Genomic DNA, 12,491 nt, shown 5'->3' with positions numbered 1-12,491 from the left:
TGATTTAGGCTCTGAGGTGAATGGCTTAATATAAGCTAGTTTAATCTTTAATATAAAACTATTTTAAATATCTAATCTATTTCAAAAATGCTTAATTGAGGTTTGGGGGAGCAAAATTGACAGAAATTTGCTAACGAGATTGCGTCATTTGAGGCACTTATGATAGAATTGTAAATGATAATCCCAGGCGTGTTTCTGACTAAAAATGATTTAGGCTCTGAGGTGAATGGCTTAATATAAGCTAGTTTAATCTTTAATATAAAACTATTTTAAATATCTAATATCTCTCTAAAATGCTTAATTGAGGTTTTGGGGAGCAAAATTGACAGAAATTTGCTAACGAGATTGCGTCATTTGAGGCACTTATGATAGAATTGTAAATGATAATCCCAGGCGTGTTTCTGACTAAAAATAATTTAGGCTCTGAGGTGAATGGCTTAATATAAGCTAGTTTAATCTTTAAATATAAAACTATTTTAAATATCTAATCTATTTCAAAAATGCTTAATTGAGGTTTGGGGGCGCAAAATCGACAAAAATTTGCTCACGAGGTTGCGTCATTTGAGGCACTTATGATAGAGTTGGAAATAATAATCCCAGGCGTGTTTCTGACTAAAAATGGTTTTAAGGGATAATTATTAACTTTTGTATCAAAATAAATAGATTAGAGACTTAGAGTAGGGGTATAAGATAAAACACATTTAAAATGCGTTTTATCTTATAGTATTTATTGGAAATCGCCTAAAGAGAACAAGTCCCTGATGATGGGCAAAGTTTCCATACAACGACATCATTGTTATTAAGGATGGCTGAATCTAATCCAACTTTTGACAAAGTTTGGTTGATAAACAAAAACCAAGATTGTGTTGGAGATGGAGTAACGCCATTAATTGAAGTAACTAAATTTCCATATGGACAAGAGAAATCGGTATCATATTGTAAAAGATTTTGATACTCAAGATTATTCATAGCTAAGCTCACCGTAGCCTGTTCTGTCCAAGGAGCCTTTAATTGTAAAGGTGGACGATTAGGAAGTTGAACGATAACGGATACGCTGCCTGGAACTTTACTACATGGAGGTGATGATTCTTGGGCAGTTTGAGAGACAGAATTAACTACTGATGGTAATTGTTCCTGAATATCACTTTTGGCATAAGCTGGGGTTGAGAAGACAATAAACATTGCCAGGAATATAAGCAATACTTTGAGAATTTTCATGATTTTACGACTCCTAAATTAACGTTGAACTTGAAGGTTATTTCTTTTCTGTTTATTTCTAAAAGCTGAAGATGCTCCTAGAGTAGCTAAAGCAAGAAAACCTAATATCGAACTAGGTTCAGGAACTGTTTTTAGCTCTAAGTTGTCTACCGCAAAATAGGCAGGGGTATTTAAACCAAATGCACCTACATCTGAGCCAGTCAAAGCAAAAGATAGGGTAGTTGCTCCTTGCAGACTAGATAAATTAACCTGCTCCCATTGATTAACAATATAGTCTTGGGAATTATCAGCAAAACGATAATCTGCTAAATAAAAATCAACTGTTCCTACCGTCTGATTGTTGGCATTTAATCCAGTAATAGTCAATAGAAAAAAGTCAGGATCATTGCCACTGACACCACCAAATTTTTTACCAAATTGATCACCATTTAACATGGATAGAGCTGCATAGGTAGTGTTAGTTATGCGCATAGATTCTATCGTGGTGTTGGCAGGCAAATTGATCAAAGAACTGCCGGGAGAGAAAGTAAAAGCTACCCCATAATTGCTTGATCCGGCAAATCCACCTCCTGTAATAGCACTAAATTGATTAGTGAATCCAGGAGTCGTTGTATCTGTAGTATTAGAATAAGACCAGCCAGACCAAGAATTGAAAGTTGAGTTGAAACGATTGTTAAAGAAAGCTCCTTGACTTGTAAAACCACCTGCACTATCAGAGCCATTATAAAAAGACTCTGGAGCCAGAGGCAAATCCTCAAAATCGATAACCTGAGCTAAAGTCGGTGTCGCTGTTAAAACACTACCGAGGGCTAAAATCGAAAATATTGAAAATTTCATGAGATAAATGTCTCCTTAAACACAAGTTTCTAGAGAGAAAGAGCATTTAAGACTCATTCTGTCCTTGATCTACCTGTTATTGTACTTGCTTAACTAGCAATTGACAATGGCAATAAGTACAACTTATTGAGAACATAGTGATTCACAAACCGCCTCGTCGAATCTGTCTGGGGCAGATAATGGTAAAATGACAAAAGAAAATAAATTAAGGTGTATCTCATGAGTCTAAGAAACGCTATAAATTAATTATTATTAAAAAATCTTGCAATTATTGGTCAATGTATGAACAACAATTCACAACAAATTTCTGCGGTTCAACGTTTATACAATACTTATCCTTTTCCTCCTGAACCTTTATTAGACGAACCCCCACCAGGATATAATTGGCGATGGAATTGGATTGCTGCGTACAATTTTTGTAGTGGCAGAAAACCGACTAGAGAAAATATTCGTATTCTTGATGCTGGATGCGGTACAGGAGTCGGGACAGAATATTTAATTTTACTGAACCCTCAAGCTGAAATTGTCGGTATTGATTTGAGTGAGAAAGCTTTAGAAATTGCTCAAGAAAGATGTCAACGATCTGGGGTTGCAGGTAAACATCAAGGAAAGATTAGTTTTCATCATTTGAACTTAGAAGAAGTGGCTACTTTATCGGGAGAATTTGATTTAATTAATTCTGTAGGGGTATTGCATCATTTACCTGATCCTATTGCTGGAATTAAAGCTTTAGCACCTAAATTAGCTCCTGGTGGAATCTTTCATATTTTTGTGTATGCTGAATTAGGAAGATGGGAAATTCAGTTAATGCAACAAGCGATCGCCTTACTTCAAGGGGAGCAAAAAGGAGACTACAAAGATGGAGTATTTGTCGGTCGTCAATTATTTGCCAGTTTGCCCGAAAATAACCGAATTCTTAAACGAGAAAAAGAAAGATGGTCATTAGAAAATCATCGAGATGAGTCCTTTGCGGATATGTATGTTCATCCCCAAGAAACAGATTATAATATTGACACTTTGTTTGAATTAATTGAGGCATCAGGATTAGAATTTATTGGCTTTTCTAATCCAAAATATTGGGAACTAGAACGGTTAATTGGCAAGTCAGAGGAGTTAAAGAAACGGGGAGAAAAATTAAGCGATCGCCAACGATATCGACTGATTGAATTACTTGACCCTGAGAATATTACTCATTACGAATTTTTCTTAGGAAAACCTCCCTTAATTAAAATAGATTGGTCAGAGGATGAAACCTTATTATTTGCTATTTCTGAAATTCATCCTTGTTTGTATGGTTGGCCCAGTCAAAGTTTACTTAATTATGATTATCAACCCGTTACTTTAACAGAGACTGAATATGAATTTATGCAAGCTTGTAATGGGAAATTAACAGTTAAGGAGATTTTAGCTAATGTTCCTTTAGAAATAGATGGGGTTCGTGCTTTACAGCAACAACAATTAATTATTTTAAGTCCTCAATCTTGACAATCTGCGCCCTAAAAGCAACGCAGATTCTTGTCTCACAGACTCTTCGGAAAGCCAATCAAAGGGTTCTACCGGAGTAGAACCCTATCTAAAAGCTTGTACAGACAAGACGTAGGAAAATAAGGACAATCACTATGTTTTGGTATGACGGAAAGTTAACGAAAGAAGATACTATCTCTTTAAACATAACTGATCCTGGGTTGATCTATGGGGCAACAGTGTTTACTACTTTACGGGTTTATCAAAACTCTCTCGATCATCCCTTAACTCAGTGGGAAGCTCATTGTCGTCGTCTCCAACACAGTCTCAAAACGTTTAATTGGAATCTACCTCATTGGCCAAGAGTACGTCAAGGTGCAGAAGCTTTGATTGCTTCTTATCCGGTTTTAAGAATTACCATCTTTCCTGACGGACGAGAATGGATTACAGGGCGTTTTTTGCCGGAAAATTTAGCCCAATCTCAACAGCAAGGAATTCAGGGATGGGTAGCTCATGATGTCCTTTTTCAGCGTACTTTAGCCTCTCATAAAACAGGTAACTATTTAGGGGCATTCTTAGCCCTACAAACAGCTAAAAGTCTAGGCTATCGAGAAGCAATTTTAGTTAATCATCAAGGAAATTGGTTAGAAACCAGCACTGGTAATCTTTGGGGTTGGAAAGCAGAGAAATGGTGGACTCCTCCCTTAGAAACAAGTATTTTGCCAGGGATTGGGCGATCACAATTATTATATTGGTTAACTGACCAAAACATTTCTGTTGAACAGACTTTATGGACTCCAAACTTTGTTGAAAGTTTAAAGGTAATCGCTTACAGTAACAGTGTGCTGGAAATTATTCCTTTTTCTTCAATTGATGCAGGAGAAAAACGGTTTGAGTTTAACCCCTTTCATTTGGCACTCAAACAATTATTCTCCTATTATCATCAATTGTAATTGACTTTATTGACATTTGATTTTTTTGATTAATCCTAAAATACCAAGTGACAATAATCCCAAGATAGCGTTAGGTTCTGGAATTGTTTGATCAGAGTTAAGAGCAGTTTCTGAATCAGGAGTATTTGACGTAGAGGGGTCTGAAACAGGGGTCTTAGGAGGGTCGAAAATAAGTGGTGGAACTGAAATAATTTTCTTTTCTCCGATAGTTTCTTTCCCTAATTTTAGTAGGAGTGCATCTTCTAAGCTCATTTTTCCTGTAGCATAGTCTGTTATAATAAATGCTGGACTCCCATCAAAGTTTTTATTTTTATATTCTGAAGGAAAGTTTGGATAAGGATCAATAATACTCTTAATTTTTGCGAGATCATAAAGTGGATTTGGAATCTTACCACCTATATCTGATTGAGTGGCGGGAATAACGATGGCATTAATCGTAACTTCCCGAAAAAACGCATTTACAGCTGCGTCTGATGGATTAATGATCTCGTGCGTATTAAAGCCATCTGTAGATATATTAACAACTTTCTTCCCATCATATTGATTCTTTAATAAGGCATTAGTCACAAAAGAAACTGCATCACCAATGGGAGTAAAATTGCCAAGTTTAGTATTGATTCCATCGCTTAAATCTAGACTGAATGCTCTACCTGCTTTTTGATTCTGTTCATCAATTAATACCCAATCGGCAAGTTGAGAAATCACTGGAGTGTTTAAAGTTCCTTGTGTCCCAAATTGATAGGCACTAACGGCTAATTTTTTAGTCGATAATGGCTTGACAAAGACATCGTAAAAATTAGTCGCACTAAATATTTTACTTAGGGTATTAATTTGGGCATTAAAGTCGCTTTGAGAGATACTTGCTGAGCCATCTATTAAAAAGGCTAATTCAATATCAACTGATTTAAGAGCAGCCGCTTTGGCACTCATGCCATAGCCTAAAACGGATAAAGTACAGGTACTTCCGATAAAAACAGCAGAAATAAGGTTAGTATTTTTCATAAGATAATAGACTCGTATTTTTACTAAACATATAAATAGTTAATTGCTATAATCTACGTAAAATAACGGTTGATATTTACCGATTTTATGATTATAGTCAGCGATTTTTACTATTTTAATTTAGACCCAAAATAAGACACTTCTAGAACATTTAAGCTATGATTTTTTATATAATTGCCTAGAGTTGTTTTTGGCTTCATCTTCAATGATGCACATTTTTTTCTCTAATGTCAACTAGAAATACCAAACTTTATAAAAAAAATACTTTAAGCTTAAATATCAGTTAAGAGGCTAATATTTCTCCGTAATTTTAATTAATTAATTTTATTTATTGAAGCAATATGAGTGATTTTACTGAGAAAATTTAAAGCAGAATAGGGAATAATAAAATACCTTAATCTCTATGAATAAAACTTTATCGCAAGTAAAAACCCCTGGTGGGAGCAACATGACATATAATAAAGTCAATTGTGGGATTAACCCAACAAGAAACAGCAGAAAACATCACAGCCCAATTAAATTGGATAATGATTGATTGGAAAGCCGTAGAAAAGAGGGTTTATAAGCTTCAGAAGCGCATTTATCAAGCATCTAGTCGTGGCGATGTTAAAGCAGTTCGTAGACTTCAGAAAACTCTAATAAAATCTTGGTCAGCAGGAGTGTTAGCGGTTCGTCGATTGACAACGAAGCTAGTTGTGTTAATATTTTAATAAGCTAAGACGCATTTAAACAGGGTATTTGGTTGTTTAGTACAAAAGCTTAAACTCCTTCTCCGGTGCTCCCTTTGCTCCGGCGCTCCCCTGCAATCTCAACTAGCAATTTATATGCTTAACAGCTTATCTCGACAAGGCGGGTTGATTTAACATATTTGTTAGAATCATGCAATTTTGTCAAAAACCCGCCCTTATTAGAATACGAATTCTAGAAGACAGTCCAGATGATCGTACTCCATAAGTTTATGAGATTGGTTTTTACTCCACAACCTTTTCTTTGAACACCTTTCCAGCAGAGAAAGCAGGAACCGTGGTCGCTGGAATGGTGATAGGTTGCCCTGTTTGGGGGTTCATACCTTTGCGTTCCTTTCTGTCTCTTGGCTCAAAAGTACCAAAACCCACTAAGACCACTTTTTCACCGGAAGCAACTGTTTCCATGATGGTTTCTGTTAAGGCATCGAGAATTTGACTCGTTTCTTTTTTGGTTAAGCGAGTCTTGGCAGCGATCGTATTTACGAGATCTTCTTTATTCATTGTTAGTTGATAGACAATTCTGACTGATGCCGATTATAGCGGAAGATTAGCCCTAAGATCACTAAAAATGAGACAAAAGTTAGCTTTTTTTTTAGGGGTCATGTTTCTTGGCCTTCCTCTTATGTCTACTCCTTATCCAACTGGGGTTATTTTTTGGTTATATAAGCTCGAATGTTTATCATCTCTTTTGATTATCTGGATTTTTTGTTACAAAAGTGAACATAAAGATGGATAATTTCAGCATAAATACCTAATTTTTATTTTTCCTTTAATCTTCTATCGTTTATTTTTTTATTCACTAAAAAAAATTTTATAGCCGATTATCATAACTAAAATATTCGCGATCGCCATATTAGAATTGCTGTAGGGGCATGGCATTAGAAAACTATATTATCCTATCCTAAACTTTGATGCTTTGCCATGCCCAATCTAGATTAATCTGCTAAAGGAATAATTTGATTTAAAGTTTCTCCTAATGTTCTTTTTACTAACGTCATCAAAACTGCCCACATATTGCAAAGTATTGTTACAATAGGTTAAAATTCATATATAATCTAAAATTCAATGCGATCGCTTATGGAAACTCAAGAATTAAAAAACCTAATCAAAGAAAGCGTTAGAGAAGTTTTGAGAGAAGAAAGGTTATTATTATGTAATATGTTAATGCCCTACGTTAGTGATCAAGAACAACAGGAACTTGATACGGAACTAGGTAAACCCCAAGACTACGAAAACGAAGAACTAACCGATATGACTGACTGGCTAAAAAATGACCCTTAAATTTCGTAAAAATGCTATCAAATTTCTGGAATCTCTTGACGAGAAAGCAAGAGAAAAAATTCGTCAAAAACTAAAAATACTGGTTTATTCTGTTGATGATCAAGCAATTATCCCTTTTAATGATCTAGACATTAAGAAAATGAAAGGAAATTGGGAAGGGTTTTATCGGTTACATATTGGTACAATTAGAGTTATATTTACCGTTGAATTAACATTAGGAAATATAGAAGTTTATAGGATTGGTTTTAGAGGTGATGTTTATCAATAAATGATTTTAGCTAATCAAAACTTACCACCCATATTGCAAAGTATTGTTACAACAGATTACAATAACTTGTCAAGAGGACGTAACACCCTAAATAGCAAAACCCTAATAACCGATATGCCTAATTTAGATATTACCGCAGATCAAACTAAAACCAAGGATAATAAACCCGCTACTCTCGAAAACATACTCGCTCCTACCGATAGCTTCGTTAACCGACATATAGGCCCTAATAACGAAGAAATAGACAAAATGCTCAAAGTCTTAGGATTTTCTACCCTAGACCAACTCATTAATGCAACAGTCCCCCAACCCATTCGCCTCAGTAAACCCCTGAATTTACCAGTAGCACAAAGCGAATACGCTGCATTAGCCCAATTAAAATCAATAGCCTCCAAAAATCAGATATTTCGCTCTTATATCGGCATGGGTTATGCTGACTGTATCACCCCCCCAGTTATTCAACGTAATATATTAGAGAATCCGGGCTGGTATACCGCTTATACCCCATATCAAGCCGAAATTGCCCAAGGAAGACTAGAAGCTCTCCTAAACTATCAAACTATGATAGTAGACTTAACCGGACTCGAAATTGCTAATGCTTCCTTGTTAGATGAAGGGACAGCCGCAGCAGAAGCCATGACTATGAGTTATGGTCTATGTAAGAATAAAAATACTCATGCCTTTTTTGTCTCCCGTCATTGTCATCCCCAAACCATCGAAGTCATTAAAACGCGGGCGTATCCATTAGGAATTGACATTATTATCGGTGATCATCGCTTCTTTGAATTTGATACCGAAATATTTGGCGCATTATTACAATATCCGGCTACCGATGGCACAGTTTACGACTATCGTAGCTTTATCCAGACTGCCCATGATAAAGGTGCATTAGTTACCGTTGCGGCTGATATCTTAAGTTTAGCTTTACTCACACCCCCTGGTGAATTTGGGGCTGATATTGCCGTAGGAAGCACTCAACGCTTCGGTGTACCCTTGGGATATGGTGGCCCTCATGCAGCCTATTTTGCTACGCAAGAAGCCTATAAACGGCAAATACCAGGGCGTATTGTCGGGGTGTCTAAAGATGCACAAGGGAAACCAGCTTTAAGGTTAGCATTACAAACCAGAGAACAACATATTCGCCGCGAAAAAGCCACCAGTAATATTTGTACCGCCCAGGTTTTATTAGCAGTTATTGCCGGAATGTATGGGGTTTATCATGGGCCAGAAGGTATTAAAAATATTGCCCGAAGAATACATCAATTAGCTATAATTTTAGCGGACGGCTTGCAAAAACTTAACTATACAGTTAATGATGAACCTTTCTTTGATACAGTAAAAGTTGGGGTGGGTGATGCTAGTGTCAAAGCCGTAATAAAAGCAGCCGAAACTCGTAAAATAAACTTACGTTTATTAGAAGAAGGCATTCTTACCATTAGTTTAGATGAAACTACCACAGTTCATGATGTTATTGAATTATGGCAAATTTTTGCAGCAAAAGATAACTTACCTTTTACAGTTGAAGAAATTGCTAATCAAGTTAAATTTGACTTTCCTATCTTCTTTAAACGCGATACATCTTATCTGACTGATCCAGTTTTTAATCGCCATCATTCCGAAAGTGAATTACTGAGATATTTACATCAGTTAGAAACTAAAGATCTTGCCTTAAATACTTCCATGATTCCCCTTGGATCATGTACAATGAAGTTAAACGCAGCCTCTGAAATGATGCCTGTAACTTGGCCCGAATTTGGTAAACTTCATCCTTTTGCACCCTTATCTCAAACTGAAGGTTATCAAATGCTGTTCCAACAGTTAGAAGACTGGTTAGGAGAAATAACAGGATTTGATGGGATTTCTTTACAACCTAATGCGGGTTCTCAGGGAGAATATGCGGGTTTACAAGTAATTCGTCAATATCATGAAAGTCGAGGCGAAACTAAACGCAATATTTGTTTAATTCCTGAATCTGCACACGGTACAAATCCTGCCAGTGCAGTCATGTGTGGCATGAAAGTTATTTCTGTAAAATGTGATAATGATGGCAATATTGACATTGCAGATTTACAGAAAAAAGCAGAAAAACACACCGAAAATTTAGGGGCGTTGATGGTAACATATCCTTCTACTCATGGGGTATTTGAAGAAGGAATAATTGAGATATGTGACATCATTCATCGTCATGGTGGACAAGTGTATATGGACGGGGCTAATATGAATGCCCAAGTGGGGTTATGTCGTCCCGCAGACTTTGGGGCCGATGTTTGTCATCTAAACTTACATAAAACCTTCTGTATACCTCATGGGGGAGGTGGCCCAGGAATGGGGCCTATCGGGGTTAAATCTCATCTTATCCCCTTCTTACCCACAACAATAGTAGAAAAATACACCAATCCTCTCTATGACAATAGTAACCCAGATCCCTCAATAGGGGCTATTTCTGCCGCGCCTTGGGGTAGTGCTAGTATTTTAGTCATTTCTTGGATGTATATCGCTATGATGGGCAATCAAGGGTTAACTGAAGCGACAAAAATTGCTATCCTCAATGCTAATTATATGGCTCATCGTTTGGGTGATTATTATCCTATTTTGTTTAAGGGATCATCTGATTGTGTTGCTCATGAATGTATCATTGATTTACGTCCTTTGAAAAAACGGGCCGGGGTAGAAGTTGATGATATTGCTAAACGGTTAATAGACTTTGGTTTTCATGCGCCTACTGTATCTTGGCCTGTTATTGGAACTATGATGGTAGAACCTACAGAAAGCGAAGATCTTGATGAATTAGACCGTTTTTGTGAGGCTATGATTACAATTTATCATGAAGCAGACGCGATCGCTAATGGTGAAATTGATCCGGAAAATAACCCCTTAAAAAATGCGCCCCATACTGCACAAACTGTCATTAATGATGACTGGAACCGTCCTTATTCTCGTGAAAAAGCTGCTTATCCGGCCCCTTGGACTAAAGAATATAAATTCTGGCCAGTTGTGGGACGTATTGATAATGCTTATGGGGATAGAAATTTAGTTTGTTCTTGTGAAGGAATGGACGCATATAAAGACAGTTAACAGTGACCAGTTATCAGTAAAAAGCTGATAGCTGGTTATTATTTAAGTTTCATGATTTTCTCTAAGAACTGTTATAATAGAGGTGGTAAGTAAAAACTATTTTTTGTTCTACTCCACAAGTGATGCTAAATTATCATAAATAATAGACTTTAACTCTAAAGAGTTAAGCTATACAAACAAAGGTCGCCTGCGCAACCTATAATCTAGTCCGCGCTCGTCGGACTTCGTTTCTATAGGATAAGGCTTTAGCCTTTTATTCATTATTAATTTAGCATAATTTGTCCGGTAGAACCGAAAACCCAGGGCGGAGGGCGGGTTTATCTAGTTTTTTTGTGAGGATCATAAAAATTTGTAAAAAACCCGCCCCTACTACGAATTTTATGTAATTAATTTTGTCTACTTACTTAACTCAATTGACTTATTGACTTGAAGTAATACCCCGTTCTCGTAACTGTTCAATAAAATATTCTTCTAACGAAGCACGAGCGCGATTTAAACTTAATAATTGAGCATCCATTTGAGATAAAGCCGCCATAAATTCTTGAGGATCTCCTTCTAGTTGTCCATGCCAAGAATTTTCAATATTTTTAATTCCTAAAATCCAAGGTTCTAATGCTTCTTGAGTTCCTCCTTTTACAATTACTTGATAAACATCAGAACGGCCCAGAATATCTTCTAAAGAACCCACACATAAAAGATTTCCTCTGGCCAAAATAGCAATGCGATCGCAGATTTGTTCCACATCTGTTAAGACATGAGAATTAAAGAAAATTGTCTTACCTTGAGACTTAAGAGAAAGAATAATTTCTCTTACTTGATAACGTCCCAAAGGATCAAGTCCTGACATCGGTTCATCAAAAAAAACCAAATCAGGATCATTAATTAAAGCTTGGGCCATACCAACCCGTTGTAACATTCCCTTAGAATACTGTCTTAATTGCTTTTTACGGGCTGTTTTTTGGTCTAACCCTACTAAATCTAATAATTGGGGAATTCGTTGTTTTTGGATAGTTGTAGAAAGTTGAAACAACCCTGCGGCAAATTCCAAAAATTCCCAGGCCGTCAGATAATCATAAAAATAGGCATTTTCCGGTAAATAGCCCACTTTTTGTTTAACTTCTTGTCTACCGATAGGTTGACCTAATAATACGGCCCGTCCCTGAGTCGGACGCACTATTCCCAGTAATATTTTAAGCAGGGTCGTTTTTCCTGCACCATTGGGCCCAAGTAGACCAAAAGTCTCTCCCTGATAGACACTCAGAGAACAATCATTTAGCGATCGCAATTGTTGATTTAGCCAAAAACCAGTGCGATACACTTTGCCTAAGTTCCAAGTTTGTACTATGGGCATAGCTTCAGGTGTGGTCAGGTTTTTGGATATCTCTGTGACGGAATTCATGACTATTGCGTAACCTTAATGAAAACTATCTCATCAACTATTGTTCCCTATTTTTAGGAAAAAAGGGCATAATGTTGCAAAAATTTTAGCAAGAATGGGATTTTCAGAGAATCTGTAACCTGTGGGTGAATCCTTTTAGTTCTACCGGACAAACTATGCTAAACTAATAATTAATAAAAGGCTAAAGCCTTATTCTATAAAAATGAAGTCCGATGATCGCGGACTAAATTATAGGTTGTGCAGGTAAC

Annotated in this window: 10 protein-coding genes and 1 pseudogene; 6 read left to right on the top strand and 5 right to left on the bottom strand. The window is 36.5% G+C overall.

The genetic code is table 11. The annotated features are described in order from the left end of the window. Nucleotides 1-741 precede the first annotated feature (741 nt). Together AsFPU1_RS17205 and AsFPU1_RS17200 are read right to left on the bottom strand one after the other, a co-directional pair. Nucleotides 742-1,218 carry a DUF4430 domain-containing protein gene (locus AsFPU1_RS17205; protein ID WP_124971499.1) on the bottom strand — a complete coding sequence of 159 codons (477 nt, stop codon included), beginning with the start codon at nucleotides 1,216-1,218 and terminating at the stop codon, nucleotides 742-744. Nucleotides 1,219-1,236: 18 nt separating this feature from the next. Beyond that, nucleotides 1,237-2,055 (bottom strand): DUF4465 domain-containing protein, encoded by an 819-nt coding sequence (locus tag AsFPU1_RS17200; protein WP_124971496.1) that lies wholly within the window; start codon nucleotides 2,053-2,055, stop codon nucleotides 1,237-1,239. A 282-nt stretch (nucleotides 2,056-2,337) separates the two neighbouring features. On the opposite strand from AsFPU1_RS17200, the gene AsFPU1_RS17195 reads away from it, so the two are divergent. Both AsFPU1_RS17195 and AsFPU1_RS17190 read left to right on the top strand, forming a co-directional pair. Next, nucleotides 2,338-3,540, top strand: a complete 1,203-nt coding sequence (locus tag AsFPU1_RS17195; protein ID WP_124971493.1) for a class I SAM-dependent methyltransferase — start codon at nucleotides 2,338-2,340, stop codon at nucleotides 3,538-3,540. 134 nt (nucleotides 3,541-3,674) lie between these two features. After that, nucleotides 3,675-4,472, top strand: a complete 798-nt coding sequence (locus tag AsFPU1_RS17190; RefSeq protein ID WP_124971490.1) for an aminotransferase class IV — start codon at nucleotides 3,675-3,677, stop codon at nucleotides 4,470-4,472. A gap of 6 nt (nucleotides 4,473-4,478) precedes the next feature. Here the strand turns inward: AsFPU1_RS17190 and AsFPU1_RS17185 are convergent, their stop codons facing one another. Then, entirely contained in the window at nucleotides 4,479-5,474 is a 996-nt protein-coding gene (locus AsFPU1_RS17185; RefSeq protein ID WP_124971487.1) for a DUF1194 domain-containing protein, read from the bottom strand. Nucleotides 5,475-6,001: 527 nt separating this feature from the next. Between AsFPU1_RS17185 and AsFPU1_RS17180 the strand changes: the two are divergent. Continuing rightward, nucleotides 6,002-6,157 (top strand): annotated as a pseudogene (locus AsFPU1_RS17180) (reverse transcriptase N-terminal domain-containing protein); the annotation flags it as partial. Nucleotides 6,158-6,445: 288 nt separating this feature from the next. On the opposite strand, the gene AsFPU1_RS17175 reads toward AsFPU1_RS17180, so the two are convergent. Next, the gene (locus tag AsFPU1_RS17175) at nucleotides 6,446-6,739 is read right to left on the bottom strand and encodes an HU family DNA-binding protein (protein ID WP_227873365.1); all 294 of its coding nucleotides are present in this window, start codon (nucleotides 6,737-6,739) and stop codon (nucleotides 6,446-6,448) included. Between the two features lie 558 nt (nucleotides 6,740-7,297). Here AsFPU1_RS17175 and AsFPU1_RS17170 point away from each other — a divergent pair. The 3 genes from AsFPU1_RS17170 to gcvP all read left to right on the top strand — a co-directional run bounded on the left by AsFPU1_RS17170 (nucleotide 7,298) and on the right by gcvP (nucleotide 10,844). After that, nucleotides 7,298-7,501, top strand: coding sequence for a hypothetical protein (locus tag AsFPU1_RS17170; RefSeq protein WP_124971481.1), 204 nt, complete (start codon nucleotides 7,298-7,300; stop codon nucleotides 7,499-7,501). Continuing rightward, on the top strand, nucleotides 7,491-7,769 hold the full coding sequence (locus AsFPU1_RS17165) for a type II toxin-antitoxin system RelE family toxin (RefSeq protein ID WP_124971478.1): 279 nt from the start codon (nucleotides 7,491-7,493) through the stop codon (nucleotides 7,767-7,769). The genes AsFPU1_RS17170 and AsFPU1_RS17165 overlap by 11 nt, the downstream gene beginning before the upstream one ends. Before the next feature lie 114 nt (nucleotides 7,770-7,883). Next, a complete protein-coding gene (gcvP, locus tag AsFPU1_RS17160; RefSeq protein WP_124971646.1) occupies nucleotides 7,884-10,844 on the top strand; it encodes an aminomethyl-transferring glycine dehydrogenase in 2,961 nt (986 codons plus the stop codon). 418 nt (nucleotides 10,845-11,262) lie between these two features. Here the strand turns inward: gcvP and AsFPU1_RS17155 are convergent, their stop codons facing one another. Next, nucleotides 11,263-12,243 carry an ABC transporter ATP-binding protein gene (locus tag AsFPU1_RS17155; RefSeq protein WP_124971475.1) on the bottom strand — a complete coding sequence of 327 codons (981 nt, stop codon included), beginning with the start codon at nucleotides 12,241-12,243 and terminating at the stop codon, nucleotides 11,263-11,265. Nucleotides 12,244-12,491: the final 248 nt, after the last annotated feature.

Source organism: Aphanothece sacrum FPU1 (genome assembly GCF_003864295.1).
In the GTDB taxonomy this organism is placed as follows: domain Bacteria; phylum Cyanobacteriota; class Cyanobacteriia; order Cyanobacteriales; family Microcystaceae; genus Aphanothece_B; species Aphanothece_B sacrum.
This window is presented reverse-complemented; position numbering and strand designations above follow the sequence as displayed.

Coding starts and splice junctions, on each gene's coding strand:
- AsFPU1_RS17190 (WP_124971490.1), top strand. CDS start 3,675: ATGTTTTGGTATGACGGAAAGTTAACGAAAGAAGATACTATCTCTTTA.
- AsFPU1_RS17200 (WP_124971496.1), bottom strand. CDS start 2,055: ATGAAATTTTCAATATTTTCGATTTTAGCCCTCGGTAGTGTTTTAACA.
- AsFPU1_RS17185 (WP_124971487.1), bottom strand. CDS start 5,474: ATGAAAAATACTAACCTTATTTCTGCTGTTTTTATCGGAAGTACCTGT.
- AsFPU1_RS17165 (WP_124971478.1), top strand. CDS start 7,491: ATGACCCTTAAATTTCGTAAAAATGCTATCAAATTTCTGGAATCTCTT.
- AsFPU1_RS17170 (WP_124971481.1), top strand. CDS start 7,298: ATGGAAACTCAAGAATTAAAAAACCTAATCAAAGAAAGCGTTAGAGAA.
- AsFPU1_RS17205 (WP_124971499.1), bottom strand. CDS start 1,218: ATGAAAATTCTCAAAGTATTGCTTATATTCCTGGCAATGTTTATTGTC.
- AsFPU1_RS17195 (WP_124971493.1), top strand. CDS start 2,338: ATGAACAACAATTCACAACAAATTTCTGCGGTTCAACGTTTATACAAT.
- gcvP (WP_124971646.1), top strand. CDS start 7,884: ATGCCTAATTTAGATATTACCGCAGATCAAACTAAAACCAAGGATAAT.
- AsFPU1_RS17155 (WP_124971475.1), bottom strand. CDS start 12,243: ATGAATTCCGTCACAGAGATATCCAAAAACCTGACCACACCTGAAGCT.